This window comes from Hoeflea sp. TYP-13 (assembly GCF_040932035.1).
In the GTDB taxonomy this organism is placed as follows: domain Bacteria; phylum Pseudomonadota; class Alphaproteobacteria; order Rhizobiales; family Rhizobiaceae; genus Hoeflea_A.
Genome location: NZ_JBFRBB010000004.1, coordinates 89,742 through 115,368 on the forward strand (window position 1 = coordinate 89,742; position 25,627 = coordinate 115,368).

General features: G+C 57.8%; 25 protein-coding genes. 17 read left to right on the forward strand and 8 right to left on the reverse strand.

The annotated features are described in order from the left end of the window. The first annotated feature begins 111 nt into the window (after positions 1–111). Both ABVT35_RS20655 and ABVT35_RS20660 read left to right on the forward strand, forming a co-directional pair. Positions 112–1,239 (forward strand): acyltransferase family protein, encoded by a 1,128-nt coding sequence (locus ABVT35_RS20655; RefSeq protein ID WP_368468987.1) that lies wholly within the window; start codon positions 112–114, stop codon positions 1,237–1,239. 76 nt (positions 1,240–1,315) lie between these two features. Beyond that, positions 1,316–2,071 carry a class I SAM-dependent methyltransferase gene (locus tag ABVT35_RS20660; RefSeq protein ID WP_368468988.1) on the forward strand — a complete coding sequence of 252 codons (756 nt, stop codon included), beginning with the start codon at positions 1,316–1,318 and terminating at the stop codon, positions 2,069–2,071. Between the two features lie 47 nt (positions 2,072–2,118). Here the strand turns inward: ABVT35_RS20660 and ABVT35_RS20665 are convergent, their stop codons facing one another. From ABVT35_RS20665 to rocF, 4 genes are all read right to left on the reverse strand, one after another. Continuing rightward, the gene (locus ABVT35_RS20665; protein ID WP_368468990.1) at positions 2,119–3,501 is read right to left on the reverse strand and encodes a M20/M25/M40 family metallo-hydrolase; all 1,383 of its coding nucleotides are present in this window, start codon (positions 3,499–3,501) and stop codon (positions 2,119–2,121) included. A 14-nt stretch (positions 3,502–3,515) separates the two neighbouring features. Continuing rightward, entirely contained in the window at positions 3,516–3,944 is a 429-nt protein-coding gene (locus ABVT35_RS20670) for a hypothetical protein (protein WP_368468991.1), read from the reverse strand. A 152-nt stretch (positions 3,945–4,096) separates the two neighbouring features. Beyond that, positions 4,097–5,155: an ornithine cyclodeaminase gene (locus ABVT35_RS20675; RefSeq protein ID WP_368468993.1), complete on the reverse strand. Its 1,059-nt coding sequence runs from the start codon at positions 5,153–5,155 to the stop codon at positions 4,097–4,099. A gap of 19 nt (positions 5,156–5,174) precedes the next feature. Continuing rightward, a complete protein-coding gene (gene rocF / locus ABVT35_RS20680; RefSeq protein ID WP_368468995.1) occupies positions 5,175–6,104 on the reverse strand; it encodes an arginase in 930 nt (309 codons plus the stop codon). A gap of 117 nt (positions 6,105–6,221) precedes the next feature. Here rocF and ABVT35_RS20685 point away from each other — a divergent pair, with 117 nt between their 5' ends. The 5 genes from ABVT35_RS20685 (at position 6,222) to ABVT35_RS20705 (ending at position 11,091) form a co-directional block, all read left to right on the forward strand. Continuing rightward, positions 6,222–6,662, forward strand: a complete 441-nt coding sequence (locus tag ABVT35_RS20685) for an Lrp/AsnC family transcriptional regulator (protein ID WP_368468996.1) — start codon at positions 6,222–6,224, stop codon at positions 6,660–6,662. Positions 6,663–6,733: 71 nt separating this feature from the next. Further along, positions 6,734–9,682, forward strand: a complete 2,949-nt coding sequence (polA, locus tag ABVT35_RS20690) for a DNA polymerase I (protein ID WP_368469686.1) — start codon at positions 6,734–6,736, stop codon at positions 9,680–9,682. An 81-nt stretch (positions 9,683–9,763) separates the two neighbouring features. Beyond that, complete coding sequence (locus ABVT35_RS20695; protein WP_368468998.1) at positions 9,764–10,078, forward strand: ArsR/SmtB family transcription factor; 315 nt, start codon at positions 9,764–9,766, stop codon at positions 10,076–10,078. Beyond that, entirely contained in the window at positions 10,075–10,431 is a 357-nt protein-coding gene (locus tag ABVT35_RS20700; RefSeq protein WP_368468999.1) for an SRPBCC domain-containing protein, read from the forward strand. Before ABVT35_RS20695 ends, ABVT35_RS20700 begins: the two co-directional genes overlap by 4 nt. A gap of 42 nt (positions 10,432–10,473) precedes the next feature. Beyond that, entirely contained in the window at positions 10,474–11,091 is a 618-nt protein-coding gene (locus ABVT35_RS20705) for an ATP-dependent Clp protease proteolytic subunit (protein ID WP_368469001.1), read from the forward strand. Between the two features lie 5 nt (positions 11,092–11,096). On the opposite strand, the gene ABVT35_RS20710 is transcribed toward ABVT35_RS20705, so the two are convergent. Continuing rightward, the gene (locus ABVT35_RS20710; protein ID WP_368469002.1) at positions 11,097–11,540 is read right to left on the reverse strand and encodes an NUDIX hydrolase; all 444 of its coding nucleotides are present in this window, start codon (positions 11,538–11,540) and stop codon (positions 11,097–11,099) included. A gap of 216 nt (positions 11,541–11,756) precedes the next feature. Between ABVT35_RS20710 and ABVT35_RS20715 the strand changes: the two genes are divergently transcribed. After that, a complete protein-coding gene (locus ABVT35_RS20715) occupies positions 11,757–12,647 on the forward strand; it encodes an NAD(P)-dependent oxidoreductase (RefSeq protein ID WP_368469004.1) in 891 nt (296 codons plus the stop codon). A 181-nt stretch (positions 12,648–12,828) separates the two neighbouring features. Here ABVT35_RS20715 and ABVT35_RS20720 read toward each other — a convergent pair whose 3' ends face one another. From ABVT35_RS20720 to ABVT35_RS20730, 3 genes are all read right to left on the reverse strand, one after another. Next, positions 12,829–13,668 carry a methyltransferase domain-containing protein gene (locus ABVT35_RS20720; protein WP_368469006.1) on the reverse strand — a complete coding sequence of 280 codons (840 nt, stop codon included), beginning with the start codon at positions 13,666–13,668 and terminating at the stop codon, positions 12,829–12,831. A 459-nt stretch (positions 13,669–14,127) separates the two neighbouring features. Further along, positions 14,128–14,544 (reverse strand): VOC family protein, encoded by a 417-nt coding sequence (locus ABVT35_RS20725; protein WP_368469008.1) that lies wholly within the window; start codon positions 14,542–14,544, stop codon positions 14,128–14,130. 114 nt (positions 14,545–14,658) lie between these two features. Continuing rightward, positions 14,659–15,306, reverse strand: a complete 648-nt coding sequence (locus ABVT35_RS20730; protein ID WP_368469009.1) for a GntR family transcriptional regulator — start codon at positions 15,304–15,306, stop codon at positions 14,659–14,661. 251 nt (positions 15,307–15,557) lie between these two features. Between ABVT35_RS20730 and ABVT35_RS20735 the strand changes: the two genes are divergently transcribed. From ABVT35_RS20735 to ABVT35_RS20775, 9 genes are all read left to right on the forward strand, one after another. Continuing rightward, on the forward strand, positions 15,558–16,721 hold the full coding sequence (locus tag ABVT35_RS20735) for a zinc-binding dehydrogenase (RefSeq protein WP_368469010.1): 1,164 nt from the start codon (positions 15,558–15,560) through the stop codon (positions 16,719–16,721). A gap of 3 nt (positions 16,722–16,724) precedes the next feature. After that, positions 16,725–17,651: a dihydrodipicolinate synthase family protein gene (locus ABVT35_RS20740; RefSeq protein ID WP_368469011.1), complete on the forward strand. Its 927-nt coding sequence runs from the start codon at positions 16,725–16,727 to the stop codon at positions 17,649–17,651. 27 nt (positions 17,652–17,678) lie between these two features. Further along, positions 17,679–18,128: a hypothetical protein gene (locus ABVT35_RS20745; RefSeq protein WP_368469012.1), complete on the forward strand. Its 450-nt coding sequence runs from the start codon at positions 17,679–17,681 to the stop codon at positions 18,126–18,128. Between the two features lie 128 nt (positions 18,129–18,256). Continuing rightward, entirely contained in the window at positions 18,257–19,318 is a 1,062-nt protein-coding gene (locus tag ABVT35_RS20750; RefSeq protein ID WP_368469014.1) for a C4-dicarboxylate TRAP transporter substrate-binding protein, read from the forward strand. Between the two features lie 84 nt (positions 19,319–19,402). Then, positions 19,403–19,903, forward strand: a complete 501-nt coding sequence (locus ABVT35_RS20755) for a TRAP transporter small permease (RefSeq protein WP_368469015.1) — start codon at positions 19,403–19,405, stop codon at positions 19,901–19,903. Between the two features lie 44 nt (positions 19,904–19,947). Further along, positions 19,948–21,294 carry a TRAP transporter large permease gene (locus ABVT35_RS20760; protein ID WP_368469017.1) on the forward strand — a complete coding sequence of 449 codons (1,347 nt, stop codon included), beginning with the start codon at positions 19,948–19,950 and terminating at the stop codon, positions 21,292–21,294. Positions 21,295–21,318: 24 nt separating this feature from the next. Next, positions 21,319–21,621, forward strand: coding sequence for a DUF1330 domain-containing protein (locus tag ABVT35_RS20765; RefSeq protein WP_368469019.1), 303 nt, complete (start codon positions 21,319–21,321; stop codon positions 21,619–21,621). Positions 21,622–21,673: 52 nt separating this feature from the next. Then, positions 21,674–22,648, forward strand: a complete 975-nt coding sequence (locus ABVT35_RS20770; RefSeq protein WP_368469020.1) for a quinone oxidoreductase — start codon at positions 21,674–21,676, stop codon at positions 22,646–22,648. Positions 22,649–23,124: 476 nt separating this feature from the next. Further along, on the forward strand, positions 23,125–25,596 hold the full coding sequence (locus tag ABVT35_RS20775; RefSeq protein ID WP_368469021.1) for a PAS-domain containing protein: 2,472 nt from the start codon (positions 23,125–23,127) through the stop codon (positions 25,594–25,596). Positions 25,597–25,627 lie beyond the last annotated feature (31 nt).

Here is a 25,627-nt window from a genome sequence, read left to right on the forward strand (position 1 = left end):
CGTTAATCGATTTTCCAAACGCGGTAACACTGTGCAAACCGCGTTAACACTTCTCTTTAGACCGGCTGGTATTGTGCAGCCCATCCAAAATCCTCCGTTGATGGACCGCTTATGGCTTATGTGGAAAGACGCAATGGCGCACCGGGTGTTGCCGACAACGTAAGAAACTATGTTCACATCGAATCCGGACGGGTCGAGTGGGTCGACTATCTGAAAGGCTTCTGCATCCTGCTGGTGGTCATGCTGCATTCCGTTGCAGGCGTTGAAAAGGCGGCGGGTCAGGACGGCTGGATGCATCTATTCATAGAGATAGCGCAGCCGATGCGCATGCCGGCCTTCTTTCTGGCCTCGGGTCTTTTCTTCATGCGCAGCGTCGACAAGCCGCTGAACCGTTTCCTTGACGGAAAGATCCTGCATTTTGCCTATTTCTACATATTGTGGCTGACCATCCAGTTTGCCTTCAAGGCGCCGGGCATAGCCGCCGATGGCGGCGTTCTGGCGCCGATCGGCAATTACCTGCTGGCCTTTGTCCAGCCCTTCGGAACCTTATGGTTCATCTATATCCTGCCGGTGTTTTTCATTGTCACGCGCATGGTCCGTCGCTTTTCGCCGCACATGGTGCTTGGCGTGGCGGTTCTGCTGCAGATCCTGCCGATCCATACCGGATCGATGATCATCGATATGTTCGCAAACTATTTTGTCTGGTTCTTTGCAGGATACGCATTTTCCGATGTGGTGTTCCGGCTTGCGGTTCGGGCCCAGGACAGGCCCCTCTATTTCATGGCGGCAACCGCGGCGATTGTTCTTGTGACCTGGTTCGCAACCGCATGGATGATCCCGCTATCGGCCCTGCCCGGCTGGGCGGCGTCCGGTGTCGAGGGATCGGCAATCGCGTTTTCGATGATGCCGGTCATTTCTCTGCTTTTGGGCATTTGGGGCGTTATCGCTCTGGTCTCGGTGAGCGCGGTGTTGGCGAAACTCCATCAGGGTGAATTCATCCGCTGGTGCGGCGCCCATTCCATCGTCATTTATCTTGCCTTCTTCCTGCCGATGGCGGTGACGCGCGTTGTCCTGTTGAAAATGGGTGTCATCCCGGACATCGGCACCGTATCGCTTCTGGTCTGGATTGCAGCCGTTATTGGCCCGATCGTCCTTTTCTGGCTTGTTCAAAGGACCGGTTACGGCGGCTTCCTGTTCGAGCGGCCGCGATGGGCACGGCTTGAAGCGGTAAGGCAGTAGGGACGGAGCACAGACGGTTTCGCAGTCGCTCCACTCAATCTATGATGCCACGGCAAACAAGCGATGGAGCTTGTCGATGACGTCATCCTTTACGATGAATTCGTTCCTTGGAAAGCAGATCCTGGCGCTCGTGCGGCAGGGCAATTACGCCCATGCCGGTGAGGAGGAAGCCATCGAACTTGCGATGGCAGGCTTACCGAAGGACCCGGAGCGAACATTGCTCGACGCCGGCTGCGGCCGGGGCGGAACGGCGGCCTATATGCAGGAACACGGCTGGGGACATGTAACCGGCATCGACATCGAGCCGCGCTCGATTGAAAACGCGCGCAAAGATCATCCCGGCATCCGCTTTGAGACCTGCGATATTGCCGAAGTTGCCGGTCTTTTTGATCTGCGGTTCGATGCGGTCACGATGTTCAACGTGCTCTATGCGCTGGCGGATCACAAAACGGCACTGGAAGCACTGGCAAAGGTTGCCTGCCCGGGCGCCGTGCTCATGATCTTCGATTATGTCGATCCGAGCGATTATCGCCGCCATGAGGTCCGTGAAGGTGACGGGGCCTTCCTGCCCAACCCGATCCGCGAGGACCGCATTGCACCGGATCTGCTGGATGCCGGCTGGTCGCTATTGGAAAAACGTGACATCAGTGACGCCTATGTCGACTGGTATGAACAGCTTGTCGCAAAAATCAGCTCCCGCCGCGCCGAGATCGAGGCGCTGGCAGGCAGCGACGGTTATGAAAGTGTGCTTGAGCGGTATAGCGGGCTGCTCGACGTGCTGCGCGCCGGCCATCTTGCTGGTTACGTGGTCTATGCAGAGCGCAACGAATAATGCCCGATCGGCCGACCGGGCATTTCTCAATTTCTTTTACACTGCGGTTAGTGCGCCAGCGCGTCCATGATGCGGACCCAGGAGCGAATGCCCTTGTGGAATGAGCGCACATCGTATTTTTCATTCGGCGAATGAATGCAGTCATCCTCCAGCGCAAAGCCGACCAGCAGGGAATCCATTCCGAGCTTGGACTGAAAATCGCCGACGATCGGAATGGACCCGCCCATGCCGATGATGGCGGTCGGCTTTTCCCATTCCTCCTCAAGCACGGCGGCGGCTTTGCCGAGTGCCGGTGAATCATAGGAAAGCTGGATTGAACCGGATGTTCCGTGCTCAGCGAATTCCGCCGAGCAGTCGGCGGGAAGGCGTTCCTTCACGAATGCCCGGAAATTTTCCCTGACCGCATAGGGGTCCTGGTCGCCCACAAGCCTGAACGAAACTTTTGCCGAAGCTTCGGCGGCAATGACCGTTTTGAAGCCCTCGCCCGTATAGCCGCCGGTGATGCCGTTGACTTCGGCCGTTGGCCGCGCCCAAGCCCGTTCGAGAATTGTCCGGTCCTTTTCCCCTGATGGGACGGACAGCCCGACATCTTCGAGAAAGTTTTTCGGCGCACCTAGCCTTTCCCACATGGCCTTGATGTTGTCGGGCGTTTCATACACGCCGTCATAAAAATGCGGGATCGTGACTCGGCCGTTTTCATCATGCATTTCGCCAAGGATCCGGGAAAGAATATGAATCGGGTTGGCGGCGTTGCCGCCGTAATGGCCCGAATGCAGATCGCGGCTGGCCGCCTTGATGGTGACCTCCTCGCCGGTCAGCCCGCGCAGGCTGACCGAAATGGCCGGCGTTTGCGCATCCCACATGCCCGTATCGCACACCATCGCCAGATCGGCCTTGAGCTCTTCCGCGTGGGCTTCCAGAAACGGCTGCAGCGATTTCGATCCGGATTCTTCTTCGCCCTCGAAAAGGATGGTGACGCGGCAGGGCAGCTCGCCATTGGTTTCCTTGTAGGCCCGGCAGGCTTCAACGAAGGTCAGGAGCTGACCCTTGTCATCGCTTGTCCCGCGCCCGGTGATGACTTTTCTGCCCGGCGACAGTTCCTTGATGCTCGGGTCGAACGGATCGCTTGTCCAAAGTTCAAGCGGATCGACCGGCTGAACGTCGTAGTGGCCATAAAAGAGCACATGCGGCGCGCCGTCAGGTCCGTCATGATGGGCGACGACCATCGGGTGACCTTCCGTGTCGCGCGCACTGGCGGCAAAGCCGAGGCCGGTAAGACTGTCGACAAGCCACTCGGCGGCCCTGCGGCATTCGGCTGCGAAGGCGGGATCCGTCGAAATGGACTTTATGCGGACCAGTTCCGACAAGCGGTCGAGACTGCTTGAAAGATTGCTGTCGGCCTTTGACAGCGCAGCGGCGAGATCGGCCATGAACATACTCCTGACTAAAGGGAATCGAACCGGGAGATTAGAGTGAGATCCAAAAAGTGGGAACCGGTTTTTGGATAAATCGAGCGGCGTCCAAATGTGAGATCCAAAAAGTGGGAACCGTTTTTTGGATAAATCGAGCGGCGTCCAATTGTGAGATCCAAAAAGTGGGAACCGGTTTTTGGATAAATCGAGCGGCGGCCAAATGCGAGATCCAAAAAGTGGGAACCGGTTTTTGGATAAATCGGGTGGCGGAGATGGCGGTTCATCATGATCAGGTGACAACCGGTGACGGAAATTGAATCGCGATCTCTGACGATGCGGGGTAGGTCAAAAAGATGCCACCGTGGCTGGAGGGGAAAGTCACGGTGGCGTTGGGGATGTGAGCGGCGACCCGGAGAGGGGGGGATGAGGTCGCCGCTCATGTCCGGCGTGGCGGGGGACATGCCTCTCGCCAGACATCGGCATATTAGCTTGCCGGTGAGACTGATTTGGGCCGATGAATGTGGCAATTCAAGGACACAACCGCAGGAATACGGTCACGAGTGCGTTACAGCGCAGATTGCTGTACCCCCGATCCCCTAAAATCTGGTGGGTTTCAGGCAGCCGCCTGTGGCCGCTGAGGCCTGCGAATCGGGTCTTTTTTGGTCTCCAGTACGCCGAAGAGATTGCGCGGATCCGCCAGGTCGGCGATCAGATCAAGTTCTTCGAAAATTCCGAGACTTAAGGCCTGCCTGCGCATAAAATTCAGTGCCGAAAAATCCTCGATCGCAAAACCAACCGAATCAAAAAGCGTGATCTCCTTGGCTGACTGCCGTCCGGGCATCGTGCCGGTAATGACCTGCCACATTTCAGTGACGGGATAGTTTTCAGGCAGTTGCTGAATTTCACCCTCTATGCGTGTCTGCTCGGTGAATTCCACAAAAATTTGTGACCTGTGGAGAATATCTTTGTGCAGTTCGGTCTTGCCCGGGCAGTCGCCGCCGATGGCATTGATGTGAACACCCTCGCCGACCATGTTGTCCGTCAGGATCGTGGCATATTGCTTGTCCGCTGTGACGGTCGTGATGATGTCCGCACCGGCAACGGCGTCCTGCGCGGTCGTACAGATTGTGATGTCGAGGCCGTGGCCGGCGAGGTTTGCGGCGCATTTGAGGCTCGCCGTCGGGTCAATGTCATAAAGCCTGATCTGGTCAATGCCGCATATTGCTGCAAAGGCAAGCGCCTGGAACTCCGATTGGGCACCATTGCCGATAATGGCCATACAGCGCGAATCGGGACGGGCCAGATGCTTTGCGGCCATTGCCGATGTGGCTGCGGTGCGCAGTGCGGTCAGCAGCGTCATTTCGCTGACCAATACGGGGTAACCTGTTGATACATCAGACAGAACACCGAAAGCCGTCACAGTCTGCAGGCCTTCCTTCATGTTCTTTGGATGGCCGTTGACATATTTGAAGCCGTAATGATTGCCGTCGCTTGTCGGCATCAGTTCGATGACGCCGACGCTCGAATGACTGGCGATGCGCGGGGTCTTTTCAAAGACGGGCCAGCGGCGGAAATCGTCTTCGATCGCCTGGCTGAGGCCACTCAAGAATTCCCGGACGCCGGTCTTTTCAACCAGCCTGATCATTGCCTCTACACCGACAAAATGTACCATGTCGATCTCCTCCTTGCCTTTAATAGGACCGGGTCGGGCGGTCCATGACCCGCTTGCCGAACAGGCTTGCAACCAGGTCCACCATCAGTTTTGCCGTTCTGCCGCGCTCATCCAGAAACGGATTGAGTTCCACCACGTCGAGCGAGGTCACGAGGCCACTGTCATGCAGCATCTCCATCACGAGGTGAGCCTCGCGGAAGGTTGCACCGCCCGGCACCGTCGTTCCGACCGCCGGGGCGATTGTCGGATCGAGAAAGTCGACATCGAGACTGACATGCAGCGCGCCGCCGCTGGCGCGAACGCGGTCCAGGAAGGCGTTGAGCAGCGCCGGCACGCCGTGTTCGTCAATGGCGCGCATGTCATGAACCGTAACACCTGCCTCGGTCAGCGAAACGCGTTCGCGTTCATCGACGGAGCGGATGCCGAACATGCAAACATTATTGGCGTCGACGGTGGCCGGGAGCGGCGGGAAAATGTTCTCGAAACCCGGTTGGCCTGTGACATAGGCGACAGGCGTTCCATGCAGGTTGCCGCTCTGGGTGCTTTCAAGCGTGTGGAAGTCCGGATGCGCATCGAGCCAGAGCACAAATTGCTCCCGGCCCTGTTCCATTGCGTGGCGGGTGACCGCGGGTACGCTGCCCATGGATATGGAGTGATCGCCGCCGAGAAACACCGGCAGGTGGCCGTCAGATGCGGATTTATAACCCAGTTCGCTGAGCGACCAGGACCAGCCGACGGTTTCGCCGAGATTGCGAATGGCCGCATTGGGGTGTTTGACGCCACAATCCGGTGAGGCGTGCGCGTTGCCGCGATCGCGTACCTCGTAGCCCAGGCTGTCCAGCATATCGATGATGCCGGCGGTTCTCAGCGCATCAGGGCCCATGAGGCAGCCGGGCTGGCTGGCTCCGGTTTCGACGGGCGCGCCGATCAGGGACAGTGTCTTGCTCATAATAGTCGTCCGAATCCTCGTTTTTTTCATTATCTCGCGAGTGTTCGGCGGAAAAAACTTGGCAAATTATCCATATTGAGTTGCCAATTGATCGAAATGATAGATATAAGTTCCGATATGGACGGAACAGATCAGAAACTGATATCTGCGCTGCGTCACAATGGACGTGCCGCCATCTCGGATCTGGCGGTGGAGCTTGGTGTATCGCGCGCCACCGTCCGCACCCGGCTTGAGCGGCTGATAGAATCGGGCGAGATTCTCGGCTTCAGCGTGATCTTGCGCAGCGACGCCTTCGAACAGCCGGTGCGCGGCATCATGCTGCTGTCAATTGAGGGGCGCGGCACGGACAGGATCATCTCCCGCCTGCGCGGCATGCCGGAAATCACGGCAATTCATACGACCAACGGAAAGTGGGATCTGGTGGTTGAACTGGCGACCGATGCGCTGTCGACACTTGACGGCGTCCTGCGCAAGATCCGCCTCATTGAGGGTATTTCCGCCAGCGAAACCAACCTCTATCTTGCCACCAAGCGCAGCATGGACGTCCCGTCCTACTGAGGCGCCGGAGCGTTTCCGAAATTGTGCAATCCCCATGGACGCGCGCATGAGGCTGCGTTATCCCTGTGGCCATGAACAAGGACGATCATCTCTTTCTCATCGATGGCTCGGGTTACATCTTCCGCGCCTATCACGCCCTGCCGCCGCTGACCCGCAAGACGGACGGCCTGCCGGTCGGTGCCGTCTCAGGCTTCTGCAACATGCTGTGGAAGCTGCTTTCGGAGGCCCGCGACACCTCGGTCGGCGTCACGCCGACGCATCTGGCCGTGATCTTCGATCATTCGTCCAAGACCTTCCGCAAGGAGATGTATCCCGAATACAAGGCCAACCGGTCTGCGCCGCCGGAAGACCTCATCCCGCAATTCGGCCTGATTCGCGAGGCAACCCGCGCATTCAACCTTCCCTGCATCGAAATGGAAGGCTTTGAGGCTGACGATCTTATCGCCACCTATGCAAGGCTTGCCGAGGAAGCCGGCGCGGACACGACCATCATTTCGTCCGACAAGGATCTCATGCAGCTGGTGACCGACAATGTCACCATGTACGACACCATGAAGGACCGGAAGATCATGGCACCGGAGGTGGTGGAAAAATGGGGCGTTCCACCTGAAAAGATGATCGACCTGCAATCGCTAACAGGCGATTCGACCGACAACATTCCCGGCGTTCCTGGCATTGGACCCAAAACCGCAGCGCAGCTTCTGGAAACTTTTGGAGACCTCGACACGCTGCTCGAGCGCGCCGGCGAGATCAAGCAGAACAAACGGCGCGAAAACATCATCGAGTTTGCCGACCAGGCGCGCCTGTCGCGCGAACTGGTGACGCTTCGCACCGATGCGCCGGTGACCGATACGCCAGCCGATTTCATGCTGGAGGAGCAGGACGGTCCGAAGCTGATCGCCTTTTTGAAGGCAATGGGCTTCAATACGCTGACGCGCCGTGTTGCCGAGGCGACCGAAACCGATGCCGCGGCAATTGATCCGGCAGATGTCGCTGTCGAATGGGGCGCTGAAGCCCATGGGCCGGATCTTGACGAAGGCGATGCGCCGGACCCGAAACCCGCGCAGCGGACAGCCGCTGGAGGCGGCTGGAAACCGGGCGATCTGGCAAGAGCCCGGGCCGAGGCGGCCGCCAATGCCAAAATCGATCATGGTTCCTACCTGTGCATCCGCGACACGCAAACGCTGGCAGGTTTCATTGCATCGGCAAGGGAAACCGGCGTCGTCGCATTCGATACCGAAACAACGTCGCTCGATGCCATGCAGGCCGAACTGGTAGGCTTTTCACTCGCTTATCAGTCGCAGGACGCAACGTCCAACGCCTCGGGTCCGGTGCAGGCCTGTTATGTGCCGCTCAACCATAAGAGCGGCATGGACGATCTTCTCGGCGGCGGGCTTGCGGAGGGACAGATTCCGATTGACGACGCGTTGGCATTGCTGGGGCCGTTGCTGGAAGACCCGTCAATTTTGAAGATTGCGCAGAACCTCAAATATGACTGGCTGGTCATGAAGCGCTACGGCGTTGAAGTTGAAGGCTATGACGACACCATGCTCATATCCTATGCCCTTGATGCCGGGCTCGGGGGCCAAGGCATGGATGCGCTGTCCGACCGCTGGCTTGGCCACAAGCCGATCCCCTACAAGGACGTTGCCGGCAGCGGCAAATCTGCCGTCACCTTCGATTTTGTCGAAATCGACAAGGCAACCGCCTATGCGGCCGAAGACGCTGATATCACCTTGCGGCTCTGGCAGGTGTTGAAACCGCGCCTCGCAGCCGAGAGCCTGGCCTCCGTCTATGAGCGGCTGGAGCGGCCGCTGGTGCCGGTGCTTGCCCGCATGGAAATGCGCGGCATCAGCGTCGACCGGCAGATCCTGTCGCGCCTGTCGGGCGATTTCGCGCAAGGAGCGGCAGCCCTCGAGGATGAGATTCAGGAGCTGGCGGGTGAAAAATTCAATATCGGCTCACCCAAGCAGCTCGGCGAAATCCTGTTCGGCAAGCTCGGCCTGCCCGGAGGCTCGAAAACCAAGACCGGGCAATGGTCCACTTCGGCGCAGGTGCTTGAAGACCTGGCAACGGAAGGCCACGAACTGCCCCGCAAGATTGTCGACTGGCGACAGCTGACCAAGCTGAAATCGACCTATACGGACGCCCTGCCGGGGTTCATTAATCCCGAGACAAAACGCGTCCACACGTCCTATGCGCTGGCGGCGACCACAACCGGGCGTCTTTCCTCGTCCGATCCCAATCTGCAGAACATTCCGGTACGCACCGCCGAGGGCCGCAAGATCCGCACGGCCTTCATATGCGAGCCCGGCAACAAGCTGGTCTCGGCCGACTATTCGCAGATTGAATTGCGGGTGCTTGCCCATGTCGCCGATATCGACGCGCTCAAGCAGGCCTTTGCCGACGGCATGGACATTCACGCCATGACGGCATCGGAAATGTTCGGGGTGCCGGTGAAAGACATGCCGTCCGAGGTGCGCCGCCGCGCCAAGGCGATCAATTTCGGCATCATCTACGGCATTTCAGCTTTCGGCCTTGCCAATCAGCTCGGCATCGAGCGCTCCGAGGCAAGCGACTACATCAAGACCTATTTCGAGCGTTTTCCGGGTATCAAGGACTATATGGACAGCACCAAGGCCTATGCTCGCGAGCACGGCTATGTGGAGACGATCTTCGGCCGGCGTGCGCACTACCCCGAAATCGCCTCGGGCAATCCGCATATGCGCGCCTTCAACGAACGCGCCGCCATTAACGCGCCGATTCAAGGGTCGGCGGCCGACATCATCCGCCGCGCCATGGTCAAAATGGATCCTGCGCTGGACGAGGCGGGCCTTGCCGCACGCATGCTCCTGCAGGTCCATGACGAACTGATCTTCGAAGTGCCGGAGAGCGAAGTCGACAAGACAATTCGTGTTGTTACCGATGTCATGGAGAACGCTGCCATGCCCGCCCTTTCCATGAAGGTTCCGCTCAAGGTCGACGCCCGCGCCGCCGACAATTGGGACGAGGCGCACTAGCGTCAGTTTATTCCGGCTGCGCGCAACAAAATCCGTTTCAGACTATTGCAATACACATAAGCGTCTGCTTATGTGTATTGCATGATTGAGAATGACATTTTCAGGGCGCTTGCCGATCCGACCCGCCGCGCGATCTACGAGAAACTGGCATCGGGCGCGAAGAACGCCAGTTCATTGCGTGAAGGTATGCAGATCAGCCAGCCGGCTATGTCCCAGCACTTGGCAGTGTTGCGCAATGCAAGGCTGGTCCGGGAGGAAAGGCAGGGGCGGTTTGTCAATTACGAGGTGGACCCGGAGGGCTTGGCGCTCATTGCCGGGTGGCTGGCGAAATATCGCGCCTACTGGCCGCAGCGGATGGACGCCCTGAAGGAATTGTTGAAGGACATGGATCAATGAGCGACTTGACGGACAATGAAGCGAAGAAAGATCTGCAGTTCGAATACAGGCTCGATGCGCCGCCGGAGAAGGTCTGGCGGGCCATCAGCATCGCCGACTATCGCGAGAAATGGCTACCGGCGGCGAATTTCACGGATACCGAACCGCTGTCTTCGCGGTCCGGTGAGGAAGTTTCGTTCAGGATGCGGGATGATGATCCGCCTCACCTGGAGAGCGTCGTCACGTTTCGCATTGATGCAAACGCCGACGGCGGCACCACCCTCAGGATCGTTCACGCGCTGGTCGACAAACGGCTGGAGCGGCCGCTGATGGCGGCGAATGGCAATGCGCGCTGCAACATGCGCGCCGCCTGACGCCAGTCAAAATCATAATCCCAGGAAGACAGGAGTTCGCCGATGCGCGAGACAATGCAGCTCGTCCCCATGGTGGTCGAACAATCAAATCGCGGTGAACGGTCGTTCGACATTTATTCAAGGCTGTTGCGGGAGCGGATTGTCTTTCTCAATGGTGAGGTCAACGATGCAGTATCGGCTCTGGTCTGTGCGCAGTTGCTGTTTTTGGAGTCGGAAAATCCCGCGAGGCCGATCCATCTCTACATCAACTCGCCGGGCGGGGTCATTACCAGTGGCATGGCCGTATACGACACGATGAAGTTCATTCAGGCACCGGTGCACACCCTGTGCATGGGCACGGCCCGCTCCATGGGCTCGTTCTTGCTGATGGCCGGCGAACCCGGCCATCGCGCTGCATTGCCCAATGCTAATATGCTTGTCCACCAGCCTTCCGGCGGTGTTCAGGGGCAGGCTTCGGACATTTTTATACACGCCGAGGAAATTCAACAGACCAAGCGCCGCATCATCGCGCTGTACGCACAGCATTGCGGGCACACCTCAAAAGAGGTCGAGGAAACGCTTGATCGCGACCGCTTCATGACAGCGCAAGAGGCGCTGGATTGGGGGTTGATCGATCGGGTTCTTGTTGAGCGGGAAATTCAGGGTGGGCAGCACGAATAGGCGTGCTAGCTGTTGTCGGGGATCAGCGAGAGAATATCCTTCGGATAAACGGTCTCGCCTGTCCGCAAGAGTTCCTCGCGCGTCCACCACCAGTGCTCTTCCATCACCTCCATTTCAAGTGCGGTCCAGCCGCTGCGTGACAGGGTGAGCGCCTTTACATCGATGCGGTAAAACCGCTCATCCGCCATGACGAATTCACCGTCCGGAAGCTGCAGCCTGAACTGGCGCCTGGCGATCTGCGGTCCGACCTCTCGGACCTCCAGCCCAGTTTCCTCTCGCAATTCCCGAATGGCGGCGCGTTCAAAGGTTTCGTCGCCCTCGAGCCCGCCGCCGGGCGTTGCCCAGTAGTCTTGACCGGCGAGCGGGCCCTTCTTGAATACAAAACGAAAAAGCAGGACCCGGCCTTTCGGGTCGAGCACGAGAAGCCGCGCTGCCGGGCGATTGCGCATTGAGTTTGAATCCCGTGGTTTGAAGCGCCCGTTGCGGGCACTCCGATTTGGCTGTCGGTCCTTCAGTTGTTATCCGACTCCCGCATCGATTGCACCACCGCATATTGCAAGAAACAACTTCCAGTGACCGATAATCGATAATACGATCCGGTATCGCTGAAAGCACGCTGCCGATCGTTTCAACTGCCGATCTGGAGTGGACAGGGGAGCCGAATCATGGATGGGAATGCCGATGCAGGGGTGATCGGGCTTGGCATTATGGGTTCGGCCATGGCCGCCAATCTCATGAAGGCAGGGCTTTGTGTTGTCGGATACGACCCGGACGAAAAGGCAATGAGGGGGCTGGAAGAGGCGGGCGGAACCGTTGCGGCCTCGGCCTGCGATACCGCAGCCACTGCACCGGTTGTCATTACATCCCTGCCGGCAACCGCGGCGCTCCGATCCGTCACGAAGGATATCTGTGCGAAGCGGCCGGCAGGTTGCGTCGTCATTGAATGCAGCACCCTGTCGATCAAAGACAAGGAAGCCGCGCGCGATACGCTGGCTCAAAGCGGTATCGAAATGCTCGATTGTCCGGTCAGCGGCACCGGCGCACAGGCGGTGACCGGCGATCTCGTCGTGCTTGCCAGCGGCGATGCGAACGCGGTGAAACGTTGCAGGCCGGTCTTTGACGCCATCGCGCGCGAGACACGTTATCTGGGTGCATTCGGCAATGGCATGAAGATGAAATTCATAGCCAATCTTCTGGTATCGATCCACAACACGGCAGCAGCAGAAGCCCTGGTCTTGGCGCAAAAGGCGGGTCTCGACCTGCAGCAGACCCTTGAGGTGATCAGCGCCGGCGCGGGTTCGTCACGCATGTTCGAGGTCCGTGGCCCGATGATGGTCGAAGACCGCTACACGCCGCCGACGATGAAAAACGATGTCTGGCGCAAGGACCTTGATCTCATTTCGGAATTTGCCACCGGCCTGGACTGCCCGGTGCCGCTCTTTTCCGTGACCGACATGCTCTATGCCGAGGCGGAGGCGCTTGGCTTTGGTAAGGAGGACACGGCTGCGGTCAAGCGGGTAATCGACAGGATTGCCGGCATTGGCGAAAGCGGCTAGGCGCGTGATCCGTTGAGGCCTAACGGCCGCTTGGAGCCCGTTTTGACTGACGCTGGGGCTCGTGCGAATGACGGCTTAGGCAAGAAAGAGCGGAGGTCTTTGACGATCTTCTCGCCGTGGCTAATTTGTAATCTGGAATTTGGTCTCATCACCAATGCTTAGTGGTCGCGTTCTTTATTCTTTAGTGCGGTACGATCCCTTCAGCACAACACGCCGAGTACCACAAAGCAGCAGAGGAATGCGCTTTCCAACTCCGAAGTCCCTCAATACCGGAGCGGAAAGACTCTTCGTCCAGAAGTTCTCCAGACAACATTGAGTCTTTAGCGCCCTCAAGCGCGCCAATCAGATTGTCAGCGATAGCCTGAAATCTTTCATTTCCCGCGCATCCCCCAAAAAACACGCAGGTGTTGCGAATAGAGGTTAATCCACCATCGCGGAGTAACGAAACGAGGCGACGCCCAACATACGGGTCACTGCCTAGCCTGTCATATGAACGAACATAGGCCTGCCAAAGGGCCTGGAAACCTGGGGGTTCGGGCCACGGACGAAAGTCATCATGATCATCATCAAAGACAATAACTCTTCCGCCGGGGCGAACCGAACGAACCATCTGTGCAATGACCAATGCCGGGCGGGGTACATGCTCCAAAAGAAATCGGGCATGCGCCACGTCGAACGTTCCCCATTCTGACCCGCTCAACGGAAGTTCCAGCGCATCACCTTTGCGAAACTCCACAAGCCTCGACTCCTCCGAACTATCGGCGAGTCTTTTCGCTTGCAATATTTGATGCCGATCCCGCTCAATTCCGACGACATGCCCGTTACTGCCCACCGTCCGTGCAATCAGACGCGTAAACTGGCCAAGCCCGCTGCCAAGATCCAGGACTTTCTCTCCTGGCTGGAGATTTAGCTCTCTCAGGCAGGACTCATTCAAAATGTCATTAAGCAAGGACAGCCGGTGTTGTTCCTCCGGCGAACTGCCATGAATATATTCGGACGACTCTGACACTCCGTCGTTCATAAGGTTCCCCCTCCGGCAAAACCAGCAGAGTATAATGTCCTGCAATTTTGGCCAAGCTTGAAGCACCATCGCTTCACGACCCAATCGCCGGAACAATGGCGTCAACGAAAACCGAGAGCGTACATACCATTGCTCTAATACTGTGCTGAAATATCTGAAACGGTCATTCGATTGCACGAACAAATGGCAGCTTAGTCCGCATTGCGGTCATTGATAGTTGGGGTCATATTCAATTTTGCCGAATGGCAATACTGAGCCCATCTTACCGATCTTCTGCAACGCTGCGAATGGTTTCTATCACGGAAGTGGAAAAACCTTCGACAACTGCTTTGGTTTTGATCAAGGATTGTGGTGGTGCAATACGAGGCAGTTATGTCACACTCCGCAAACGAGCTTTTGCTGCGCGGCCGCTAGGTCTGGCATGCGAACAATGCGCTTTCGTTGCCCGTTTGACACGCATTATCCCTCTCGTCCGGGTTCGTCCGGATCGCTAGAAAACAGTGCGATCTTGTTACCTTGAGGGTCGCGAAGGTAGCCAACATAAAAATGAGGTCCATACGCGTCACGGAAGCCCGGCTGGCCCTCGTCAAAGCCGCCTGCGGCAAGCGCGGCGGAGTGAAGGTCACGAACCTGCTTTTGACTGCGAGCCTCGAAGGCGATCATAACACCGTTCCCAGCCGAGGCCGGACGTCCGTCGAAGGTTGGTTTAACGTAGAAATCCGGCAGAGCGGCAGACTGACCCGGTTGCACAGGTAGCGCGTAGCTTAGGCCCTCAGGACCCTCCTTCAGCTCGTAGTCAAGGGATGGCAGGAACGCAGAGTAAAACCGCTTCGCGCGAGCGATGTCATCAGCACCGACGGTGACGTAGGCAATCATGCTGCGTGTTCTTTTCCGGAATTTTAGTTATTGCAACGAGTTTAGAGCATTATTGTAGGCCAACACAATTCGGTTCTATAACCACTGCACGAAACGCCGCATGATCGACCAGCCTTAAACCTGGCTCGCCGCCACCGGTTTGTTATCCAGAACATGGGTCCGAGCCACGGCATGTGCGCGCGCACCGTCACCCGAAACGATGGCGTCGACGATGGGCTCGTGCGACTCGGCAAGCTCCTGGAGATTGCGGCTGCTGCGCGCCACATTGACCATGGTGCGCATTTTGACGTTCAGCGTCTCCCACATGCCAAGAAGCACCTGATTGCCCGAGTTTTCAACAATGACGCGATGAAACTCCATGTTGTAATCGGCAAATGCAGCTGAATCGCCCTTGCGGGCGGCTTTTTTCATGTCGCGGATTAAAGCCGTCAACCTGGCTTTTATGGCCGTGCCCGAAAGCGCCGCAAGTTCGCTGGCGTAACCCTCCAGCTGGGCGCGGACATCATAGATCTGCCGTAGCTCTTCATCGGTGATGACACGCACGCGCGCGCCCTTGTTGCGCAGCGTTTCGATGACGCCCATGGCCTCCAGCTCGCGCAGGGCTTCGCGCACCGGCGCCTGGCTGGTTGCCATTTCGCTGGCGATCTTCAACTCGATCAGCCGGTCGCCTGGCTTCAACGCGCCGGTCATTATCCGGCTAAGAAGGCGGTCTCTAATCTGTTGGGAAAGGGAAGCTCTTGAGAGCGGCTGGGCAAGAGACATGGCGTTCAGTTTTTCGAAAATCTCCCGTGGGTGGGCTGCAAAATAACGGTTTTGGCGGCTCCACGATATAGACGATTGGCGAAAAAAGCCAAGCGAAATCCCCTTTCTCCCCTATGAAATTGACCACTTTCTCGATTATCATTGACCGATTATCGATAATATTTGACTCAAGATTGGCGCTGTGTATCATTGCGAACAAGACCGTTGAATGGGACCGCGGATGCGTCCCGCTCCCCGAACTGGAAATATGAATGCCCGCCGAAAGCTCCATAAAAACATCTGACAAAATGCCGCTGCCGAAAACCATGAAAGCGTGGATTCTCGGCGATCCGGACGAACTCGTCCTCAGCGAAAAGCCGGTGCCGCTGCCGGAGCGTGCTGAAATTCTCGTGCGTATCGATGCAGTGGCGATCTGTGCCACCGATCTTGAAATCATCCACTACGGAACACCGGCGCTGATCGAGGGCGGACCGCCCTTCAACAAGAATTTCACCCCCGGCCACGAATATATGGGCACGGTCGCGGCGCTCGGGCCTGGTGTTGACGAATTCGCGATTGGCGACAGGGTGACGGTGGAGATCCATGCCGGCTGCGGTCAGTGCAAGCGCTGCAGGCAGGGCATGTACACCTCCTGCCACAACTACGGCCTTAATTACGGCGATGTCGACAAGGGTCACCGGGCCAACGGTTTTACCACCGATGGCGGTTTTGCCGAATATGCGGTCAACAACATCAACACGGTGATCAGGGTTCCGGACACCATGTCCGACGAGGAGGCCACACTTGTCGTAACCGCAGGCACGTCGATGTACGGCCTGACTGAACTTGGCGGTCTGGTCGCCGGCGAGAGCGTGGTTGTTACGGGTCCCGGCCCCATCGGCCTTCTGGCGGTGGCGGTCGCCAAGGCGCTCGGCGCTTCGCCCGTCATTTTGACCGGCACGCGCGATGCGCGCCTTGCCATTGGCAAGGCACTCGGTGCCGATCATGTCATCAATGTGCGCGACACCGACGGTGTCGAGGCGGTCAAACAGATCGTCGGCGCGCGCGGCGCGGACTACGTCGTCGAATGCGCCGGAACCGAGGTTGCGATCAACGATGCCATCCACATGACCAACCGCGGCGGCAAGATCTGCCTTGCCGCCTTCCCGCACGATCCCGCGACGGTCGATCTGCCGCATGTGGTCAAGAACAATATCTATCTTTACGGCATTCGCGGCGAGGGCCGCAGCGCCACCCACCGTGCCATGGCGTTCATGGCCGAAAAGCGCTTTGACGCATCGCTGATTCATACCCACACATTCGCGCTCGACGATCTGCCCGAAGCGCTGCGCTACGCACGCGAACGGGTCGAGGATGCGATCAAGGTCGTGGTCAGAGCACGCGGTGCCGGCGCAAAACAGGACGCGGCGGAGTAGAACATGGCAAGGGCAAAAAAGGGCGTCTACGCAGCATCCCTCACGCCGGCAGGTGCCGATGGCGAACCGGATGCAAAAAAGCTGGCCGAATTCTGTCGCTGGAACATCGATCAGGGGCTCGACGGCGTTGCACCGCTTGGCACCACAGGCGAAGGCAATTCGCTGCCGCTTGCTTTCCGCACGGCGCTTCCAGAAATCTTTGCCGAGGCCGGCTTCAAATCCTCCGAAGTGATATTTGGCACAGGCTCGTGCGCCGCCGGCGACGCCGTTGCCGCAACAAGGGCAGCCGTCGACGCCGGATTTTTCAATGCGCTCGTCCTGCCGCCGTTTTATTTCAAGAACGTGCCGGATGAAGGCCTCTTTGCCTATTATGCGCGCCTGATCGAACGGGTCGGCAACGACCGGCTGCGGGTCTATCTCTACCATTTCCCGCAAATGTCCATGACGCCGATCAGCGTCAGCCTCATAAAAAGGCTCAGACAGGAATTCGGTCCCGTCATTGCCGGTCTCAAGGACAGTTCCGGCGATTTCGCCGGTACTTTGGAGTTCGTCGCGGCGGCAGATGATTTCGATGTCTTCCCGTCGAATGAGGGCGTCCTTCTTGAAGGGCTTGAAAAAGGCTGCGCCGGGGTCATTTCGGCAACGACCAATGCCTCGGCGGCACTGGCCCGGGCAACCCTGTCGACAAGCGGTGGTGAAGCGGGCGAGCTTCAGGACATGCTGACGGCGGTGCGCGTTGCCATTTCGAAATATCCGCTCAGCGCAGCACTCAAGCAGATCGAGGCCTGGCGCACGGGCGATGACAGCTGGCTGCCGGTTTTTCCGCCGCAGATCCAGTTGACGGGCGAACAGAAACAGCAGTTACGGAACGACCTCGAGGCGCTTGAGCCGGGCAGCGGCATTTTGAGCCGCCGCCGAGCGGCCGCCTAGCGGGCTTCGGGAGAAAGGAACAAGGCCATGGCCCAGACCAAGATCATTGAGCAACCAAGCGAAGGCGACAACCCGCGCGCCCACTGGCCGCAGGACCTGCAGGACGAAATCGAGCAGCACGGCAACAACGGCGTCGTCGGCTCTGTTCTTGTGTCCGAGACCGACAGAGTGCGCGTATGGCACCTGCACCTGCCGCCCGGTAAAAGATGCCACTTCCACCGCCATGTGCTTGATTATTTCTGGTCCGCCCATTCGCATGGGCGCGCACGCGGCTGGTATGATGACGGCCGCATCCAGGACGTCGTACATTATCCGGGTGAAACGATGCATTTCACCTTCGGCAAGGGCGAGGACTTCACCCATGCCGTGATGAATATCGGCGATACCGATCTTCTCTTCACCACAGTGGAATTCAAGGACAGCGCAAATGAGCCGCTGCCGATACCCGGTGATGTGCGGCTGAAAGAGCCCGCTTGACGCAAATTCAAACCAGGAAACCAACAGGAAACGCAAAGGAGAACGGCAAATCCGCTTAGGCGGCAATCAGATTTCCGAAAACCCGGGACCGGACTGTCCGTCCCATTTTGGAATTGAGGGAGGTAGACATGAAATCAACAGCATTTGCCACCGCGCTGGCAGCAGCGATGGGTTTCGGCGCAACAGCCGCCGTGGCCGACAACATCAATTTGCGCATTGGATCAGGGCATCCGCCGGGTGTCGTCTATGCCGGCCTGATGCAGAGTTATTTCCAGCCCGAGCTGAAAAAACGGGTCGAAGAGCGCACGGACCATACGATCACATTTGTCGAAGGCTATTCCGGCTCGATCGTCAAAGTGACCGAAGTGCTTGAAGGCGTTCAGGACGGTATCATCGATATTGGCGGTTTCTGCTTCTGTTTCGAACCGTCGAACCTGCCGCTTCACGCGTTCCAGGTCATGCTGCCGTTTGGAACCATGGATCCGACAACCAGCCTCAAGACGGCACAGGATGTCTATAAAAAGGTGCCTTATCTGCAGAATGTGTTCGAGGAGAAGTTCAACCAGAAACTGATCTCGCGAATTGCCGATGGCGGCTACAATCTGGGCACCAGCTTCGAGTGGAACACGCTTGCGGATCTGAAAGGCCAGAAGATTGCCGGCGCCGGCCTCAATCTCAACTGGCTAGAATATGGCGGCGTGACGCCGGTGCAAAGCTCGCTGGCGACCGCCTATACGGAGATGAAGACCCATGTCTATGAAGGCTGGATCATGTTTCCCAGTGCATGGGTCAATCTGAAGCTCTACGAGCCCGGTCCCTATTACACGCTGATCGGCTTCGGCTCGATCACCTGGCACGGCCTGACGATCAACACGGATACCTATAACAGCCTGCCAAAGGATGTTCAGGAAATCCTGCTTGAAGTTGCCGCCGACTATGAAGAGCAGACCGGCATCGTCAACAAGGAGCGCTATGCCAAGGACGTCCAGACCCTTCGCGACACCATAACGGTCACGGAAATCGATCCGGCCGTGCGCGAGGACTGGGGCAATTCACTCGCCGAATGGCCGCAGAAAATGGCTGCCGAGCTTGATGCTCAGGGCCTGCCGGCGTCCGAAGTTCTCAAGCTGACCCTCGAGGCTGCGGAGAACAACGGCTACACCTGGCCGGTGCGCTACAACATCAAGTGACAAAACGGCAGGCGCGGGGACCCGCATGGACTTGCGCCTGCCGGCATCGCCCGAAACAATCGCCTTCTTGGCCGGAACCCGCCGATGGTCCTCATTCGCCTTAATGACCGCATCACCAAGCTGCTGATGATCCTCGCGGCAAGCTGGGCCTTCGTGCTTTGTTTCATAGCCCTTGCCGATATTGTCTTCCGCGCCATGAACCTGCCGCTGCAAGGCACCAAGGAGATCGTCGCCAACTCCGTTGTGATGATCGTCTTCCTTCAGGTCGGATTCGCAATCCGCAGCCGTTCAATGCTGAGCGCTGATTTCCTCATTCACGCTTTCGGACCCGGAACCCGGCGTGCGCTGACGGCATTCGGATTTCTGCTCGGTGCGCTGTTCTTCGCCATTCTGTTCCATGGCGGCATCGAACTGGCCCTGCGCTCCTTTGCCAATGGCGAGTTCGACGGTGAAGGCGCGCTGCGGGTGCCGGTCTGGCCGGCCCGCTTTACCATTTTGATCGGCAGCGCCCTTGCCGTCGTCAATTATCTGCTTTTGGCCGTGATCGAACTGTTTGATCTCGATGTGGAGGACCTGACCCTGTGACCGCAATCCGCCCTTTATATGCCGGCCTTAAGTGCTGACACGCCATGTTCGACGTCAATACAGTTGTGGTCATCATCGTCATGCTTTTAGGGCTGGTTCTTGCCAGCGTGCATGTCGCCATTGCGCTTGGCATCACCAGCGTTGTCGGTATCTACCTTGTCACCGGCAAGTTCCAGATCGTCGAAAGGATGGTGGCAAGTACTGCGGCAGAAGCAATGCGCGACTTCACCTTCGCGGTCATTCCGCTCTTCATGCTGATGGGCGAGTTTATTGCCCGCTCCGGTGCGATTACCGATATTTACGCGGCGATCAACCGGGGTGTGCGGCGATTGCCCGGACGGCTGACCGTCGCGACCGTAATCGGCAATACCATCTTTTCCTTTGTAACGGGCGTATCCATCGCCTCGGCAGCCGCCTTTTCCCGCATTGCCTACCCTGAGATGAAGGCGCTCGGCTACCACAAGGGTTTCGCGCTCGGGTCCATCGCCGGTTCAAGCTGTCTCGGCATGCTCATTCCACCGAGTGTGCTGATGATTGTCTGGGGCATCCTGACCGAGCAATCCATCGGCAGGCTGTTTCTGGCCGGTATTCTGCCCGGCTTCCTGCTCGCAACCCTGTTTCTCATCTACGTCGTCACCACCGCTGTCCTGTGGCCGGAGGCGACCGGCGAACACCGCAGCACCGACGCCGATGCTGCCGACATCCCGCCTCTGGAGCGGCCTCGTGAAGCGGACGGCCTCAAGGTGCTCGGCAGCTTCGCCGGTATCGGCTTTATTGTGGCAGGCGTCCTTGGCGGGATCTGGTTCGGTATTTTCACCCCGACGGAGGGCGCCGGTGCCGGTGCCGCGGTGGCGCTTTTATTCGCCTTTGCCAAGGGCATGCGGACAAAGCAGTTGCTGGCGGCGATCTTCTCCGTCGGCAAGACGGCTGCACCCATTTTGATTCTGCTGCTCATGGCCGCGCTCTATTCGCGGACACTCGCCATGACCGGTGTGACCTCGGCGATCCAGGGCTTCTTCCTGGAATCGGGGCTCTCGCCCTATGTCATTCTGGCCCTGATGGTGCTGGTCTGGTTCCTGCTCGGTATGGTGATCGATTCCATCTCGATCATGCTTTTGACGGTGCCGATCTTCGAGCCGCTTGCTGCGGCACTAGGCTTTGACCGCATATCCTTTGCCGTTGTCGGAATTCTGGCGATTGAGGCGGGTCTCCTGACACCGCCCTTCGGTCTGCTTGTCTATACGGTTAAGGCCGCGATCGAGGATCCGGATGTCGGGGTGCGGGAGATATTCCGCTATTCGATCCCCTACTGGATCATCATGCTGATTGGCATCGTATCGATCGTCGCCATTCCCGGTATCGCCAACTATCTGCCCAATCAGCTGTTTTGAGACACTTGAACCGGAGGAACCACCATGCCCGCCTATTGGGTCGCCCGCTCCAGAATAAATGATCCGGTTGCCTATAAGCGCTACACGGATGAAGTGCCGGCCATCATTGCCGAATTCGGCGGCAAGGTCATGGCGCGAGGCGGTGATTTCCGCATTCTCGAAGGACCGGACAAATTTCACCGTTTTGTCGTCATAGAATTTCCCTCTCTGGACGATGCGCAGGCCTGCTGGAGTTCCGATGCCTACCAGCAGGCCTCGGCCCATCGCCGCGACGGTGCGGGAGAAGTGGAGTTGATTCTCGTCGATGGAGGCGATGCGACGCCGTAGCGGCCGCCGCGGATCGGCAATTGGATTACTGAGCAAATTTTCGGAGACTGAAATGAAAACCACCGCCGTATTGATCAGCGAACAGGGCCCGGCAGATGTGATGGAACTGACCGAGGTTGAGGTCGCTCCGCCCGGTCCTGGAGAAGTTTTTATCGAACAGACGGCCATCGGGCTCAACTATATGGATGTCTATCAGCGATCCGGGCACTACCCGCTGGCCCTGCCGTCGGGTCTCGGTCTGGAGGCTTCCGGTGTTGTTTTGGAAGTGGGCGAGGGCGTATCCGATCTCGCAAAAGGTGACCGTGTGGTCTACGGACCGGTGCTCGGCGCCTACGCCAGACACCGCAATGTGCCCGCCGCCCGCCTCATCAAGATACCGGACGGCATCGATGACGAGACCGCGGCGGCTGTGATGATGAAGGGCATGACGGTCGAATATCTCATGTGCCGCGCCTATCCGGTCAAGCCCGGTGAGGATGTGTTGTTTTATGCCGCTTCCGGTGGCGTCGGCCACATTGCCGGCCAGTGGGGCAGGCATATTGGCGCGCGTATGATTGGCGTTACCTCGGGGCCGGACAATGTCCGCCACGCGATTGAAAACGGCTATGCTGACGCGATCGACCGAAAAAGCGAGGATATCGCAGGCCGCGTTCGCGAGCTGACCAACGACAGGGGAGTCAGCGTGGTCTTCGATTCCGTCGGCAAGGCGACATTCGAAGCATCCATCGATTCGCTTGCGCCGCGCGGCTATTTCATGTCTTTCGGCTCGACAACGGGCGAGGCGCCGCCGGTGCCTCCAAGTCTGCTGCAGCACAAGGGCTCACTCTATTTCTGCCGTCCGACGCTCGCCAATTACGTTTCGGCCCGCGACGACCTTGTCCATTCGGCATCGAAGGTCTTTGAACTGGTGGGCTCCGGCGCCATCAAGGTCGAAATCACCCAGCGTCGGCCGCTTTCCGAAATCGTCGATGTGCACAAAGCTTTCGAGGCCGGCGAAACCACCGGTTCGACGATTATTGTGCCGTAAGTGCCGCCGGACACGCATAGAAGGCCCTTCGTGAGAAGGACCTTCCATCGCGCCAGATAATAATTTTTTCGTAATATATACAAAGTAGGCGCTGCTGAAATTGCATGTTCAAAACGATACAGGTGTATCGCGATGCGAATTTAGAGTGCCATCCTCCTTGAATAGCAAATTCTCAACAAATACCAGAATAAAATTATCGATAGCGACTATATCGAATTTGCATCGATAATATCGATATTATGGCCGCTGCCATTCCAGTGGATGCCGTGTGGAGCAGGCAAACAGCGCTTCGGCAAGTTTCCGTTAACCATGTGCCTCAACCAAATGGAAGCAATAAGCTGATAGCGTCCCCGCGTTGATATTGCGTTCGGGGCCGGGATGGGACGGGGTTATCCGGGGTCAGACGGCATGATGGCTGTTTGAATTCTCTGAATCATGAATTGGTAAAATGCATTTGGCAATAAGGGAGAATCTCGATGGATTCGCCGCTTGAATGCCGTTTAACGGATATTGTTGAAAGTATACCTGCGGGTTTTTTGATGTGCGATGCGCAAGATCGCATTGTTGCCTGCAATTCGCTTTTCAGGGAATGGTTTTTTCCGGGCATCGAAAATTCGGTCGCCCTTGGCACCAGCTATGAGCGGCTTTTGTGGGAATTCGTCGCCAGCAGTCCGGTTGCCGACAAGTCGCTGGACCCGAGCTGGGTTCAAAGGCGCCTTACGAGGCACCGCAATCCGGGCGAACCCTTCGAACATCGGCTGGCCGACGGGCGTGTTTTGCGCACTTCCGAAAAACGCACCGCTGACGGCTCCACAATCGGCATACATGTCGATATGACGGAGCTCCACAGGCAGAAGGACGCGGCCGACCGGAAATCCGAACATCTCAATGTGATCCTGGAATCGATAGACCAGGGCATCAGCATGGCCGACAGCAACCTTGAAGTCGTGGCTTTCAATGCACGGTTTCTCGATTTGCTTGAGTTTCCGCCCGAACTGGCAAAACCCGGCGCGTCATTCGAAAACTTTATTCGCTACAACGCCGAGCGTGGCGAATACGGCGATGGCGACATTGACGAGCTGGTGCGGGAGCGTGTCGAGCTTGCCAAGCAGTTTCAGCCGCACCATTTCGAAAGGGTTCGCCCTGACGGTACCGTCATGGAAATCCATGGAACGCCGGTGCCAAGCGGAGGCATGGTAACGACATATACCGACATCACCGAGCGCAAGAAAAGCGAGGATGCGCTTATCAGGCGTGACCAGGAGCTGACCGAGCAGAACGAACGGTTCAATGCGGCGCTCGACAACATGTCCCAGGGCCTTTGCATGTTCGACAAAGACCGCAGGTTGCTTGTGTGCAACAAACGCTTCGTCGAAATATACAACCTGCCGGAAAGCTTTGCCGAACCCGGCACGTTGTTTGATGACATTATCCGCTTCCGTATTGAGCGCGGGGACTACGCCGAGATCGATCCTGAACTGCATTTGCACGAATGGACCGAAATGATTGCGACCCAAAAACCGCTGACGAGAATACAGGCGCTTTCAGGCGATCGTACTGTCGCCATCACTCACCAGCCAATGGCCAATGGCGGCTGGGTTTCCACGCATGAAGATACGACCGAGCTGCATCGCATCCAGGCACGTCTTGCCCACATGGCCCATCACGATGATCTGACCAACCTTCCGAACCGGACCTTTCTGCGTGAGCGGGTGGATACGGTTTCACCGGCTCTTGCGAAGAACAAGAGCTTTGCGATCATGTGCCTCGACCTCGACCGTTTCAAGAATGTCAATGATACGATCGGCCACCCGATGGGCGACAAACTTCTGCAGGCAGTTGCCGAAAGGCTCAGGAGCTGTGTGCGCGAGACCGACACGATCGCGCGCCTTGGCGGCGACGAGTTTGCGATCCTGCAGGTGTCCGACGATCAGCCGCAGGCCGCAACGTCGTTGGCGCGCCGGATCTGCGAAGTGCTTTCAGAGCCATTCGATCTGGAAAACCACCAGGTTGTCATCGGCACGAGCGTCGGCATCGCCGTGGCGCCGCAGGACGGAACCGATCCCGATCAGCTGCTGAAGAACGCCGATATGGCGCTCTATCGCGCCAAGAATGACGGCCGCGGCATTTACCGCTTTTTCGAAGCGGAGATGGACGCCCGGATGCAGGCGCGACGCAGTCTTGAGCTCGATCTGCGCACCGCCTTCAAGAAGAGTGAATTCGAGCTGCATTACCAGCCGCTCGTCGACCTTGAATCAAATGAAATTACCGGTTTCGAAGCGCTGCTGCGATGGCATCATCCTGTCCGTGGTAACGTTTCGCCGGCTGAATTCATCCCCGTTGCCGAGGAAATAGGGCTGATCGTGCCGCTTGGCGAGTGGGTGGTGAACCGGGCTTGCATGGATGCCGCCAAATGGCCGTCACACACCAAGATTGCCGTCAATCTGTCGCCTGCGCAGTTTCGCAGCGAGAATCTGGTGCAGTCCGTCTTTAGCGCACTGGCAAAGTCACACATCGCACCGCAGCGTCTGGAACTCGAAATAACCGAGCACGTGCTCTTGCAACACAATGATTCGACGCTGCAAACACTGCATGCACTCCGCGATATGGGGGTTCGCATCGCTATGGACGATTTTGGTACCGGCTATTCCTCACTGAGCTATTTGCGCAGTTTCCCCTTCGACAAGATCAAGATCGACCGCTCCTTCATCAACGATTTGTCCAGCCAGGAGGACGCCGATGTTATCGTGAAAGCGGTCGCCAGCCTGAGCCAGAACCTAGGTATGATGGCGACGGCTGAAGGCGTTGAAACCGAAAGCCAGCGCCGCCAGGTCAAGGAAGCCGGATATACGGAAATGCAGGGCTTCCTTATCAGCCCGGCACTTCCCGCGGCGCGGATCGCAGCCGAGTTCTTTCCCGAGCTGCGCGATGGCAAGGCGACTGCCTGACGATCTCCAGCAACGTCAGACCTGGAAATTG

Excerpts from the sequence above, each read along its gene's own strand:
- ABVT35_RS20675 (WP_368468993.1), bottom strand. The coding sequence starts at position 5,155 with ATGGTACATTTTGTCGGTGTAGAGGCAATGATCAGGCTGGTTGAAAAG.
- ABVT35_RS20770 (WP_368469020.1), top strand. The coding sequence starts at position 21,674 with ATGAAAACCACCGCCGTATTGATCAGCGAACAGGGCCCGGCAGATGTG.
- ABVT35_RS20685 (WP_368468996.1), top strand. The coding sequence starts at position 6,222 with ATGGACGGAACAGATCAGAAACTGATATCTGCGCTGCGTCACAATGGA.
- ABVT35_RS20730 (WP_368469009.1), bottom strand. The coding sequence starts at position 15,306 with ATGTCTCTTGCCCAGCCGCTCTCAAGAGCTTCCCTTTCCCAACAGATT.
- ABVT35_RS20755 (WP_368469015.1), top strand. The coding sequence starts at position 19,403 with ATGGTCCTCATTCGCCTTAATGACCGCATCACCAAGCTGCTGATGATC.
- ABVT35_RS20695 (WP_368468998.1), top strand. The coding sequence starts at position 9,764 with ATGATTGAGAATGACATTTTCAGGGCGCTTGCCGATCCGACCCGCCGC.
- ABVT35_RS20735 (WP_368469010.1), top strand. The coding sequence starts at position 15,558 with ATGCCCGCCGAAAGCTCCATAAAAACATCTGACAAAATGCCGCTGCCG.
- ABVT35_RS20765 (WP_368469019.1), top strand. The coding sequence starts at position 21,319 with ATGCCCGCCTATTGGGTCGCCCGCTCCAGAATAAATGATCCGGTTGCC.
- ABVT35_RS20760 (WP_368469017.1), top strand. The coding sequence starts at position 19,948 with ATGTTCGACGTCAATACAGTTGTGGTCATCATCGTCATGCTTTTAGGG.
- ABVT35_RS20665 (WP_368468990.1), bottom strand. The coding sequence starts at position 3,501 with ATGGCCGATCTCGCCGCTGCGCTGTCAAAGGCCGACAGCAATCTTTCA.
- ABVT35_RS20655 (WP_368468987.1), top strand. The coding sequence starts at position 112 with ATGGCTTATGTGGAAAGACGCAATGGCGCACCGGGTGTTGCCGACAAC.
- ABVT35_RS20720 (WP_368469006.1), bottom strand. The coding sequence starts at position 13,668 with ATGAACGACGGAGTGTCAGAGTCGTCCGAATATATTCATGGCAGTTCG.
- ABVT35_RS20705 (WP_368469001.1), top strand. The coding sequence starts at position 10,474 with ATGCGCGAGACAATGCAGCTCGTCCCCATGGTGGTCGAACAATCAAAT.
- ABVT35_RS20725 (WP_368469008.1), bottom strand. The coding sequence starts at position 14,544 with ATGATTGCCTACGTCACCGTCGGTGCTGATGACATCGCTCGCGCGAAG.
- ABVT35_RS20750 (WP_368469014.1), top strand. The coding sequence starts at position 18,257 with ATGAAATCAACAGCATTTGCCACCGCGCTGGCAGCAGCGATGGGTTTC.
- ABVT35_RS20740 (WP_368469011.1), top strand. The coding sequence starts at position 16,725 with ATGGCAAGGGCAAAAAAGGGCGTCTACGCAGCATCCCTCACGCCGGCA.
- ABVT35_RS20700 (WP_368468999.1), top strand. The coding sequence starts at position 10,075 with ATGAGCGACTTGACGGACAATGAAGCGAAGAAAGATCTGCAGTTCGAA.
- ABVT35_RS20660 (WP_368468988.1), top strand. The coding sequence starts at position 1,316 with ATGACGTCATCCTTTACGATGAATTCGTTCCTTGGAAAGCAGATCCTG.
- ABVT35_RS20670 (WP_368468991.1), bottom strand. The coding sequence starts at position 3,944 with ATGTCCCCCGCCACGCCGGACATGAGCGGCGACCTCATCCCCCCCTCT.
- rocF (WP_368468995.1), bottom strand. The coding sequence starts at position 6,104 with ATGAGCAAGACACTGTCCCTGATCGGCGCGCCCGTCGAAACCGGAGCC.
- ABVT35_RS20775 (WP_368469021.1), top strand. The coding sequence starts at position 23,125 with ATGGATTCGCCGCTTGAATGCCGTTTAACGGATATTGTTGAAAGTATA.
- ABVT35_RS20710 (WP_368469002.1), bottom strand. The coding sequence starts at position 11,540 with ATGCGCAATCGCCCGGCAGCGCGGCTTCTCGTGCTCGACCCGAAAGGC.
- ABVT35_RS20745 (WP_368469012.1), top strand. The coding sequence starts at position 17,679 with ATGGCCCAGACCAAGATCATTGAGCAACCAAGCGAAGGCGACAACCCG.
- ABVT35_RS20715 (WP_368469004.1), top strand. The coding sequence starts at position 11,757 with ATGGATGGGAATGCCGATGCAGGGGTGATCGGGCTTGGCATTATGGGT.
- polA (WP_368469686.1), top strand. The coding sequence starts at position 6,734 with ATGAACAAGGACGATCATCTCTTTCTCATCGATGGCTCGGGTTACATC.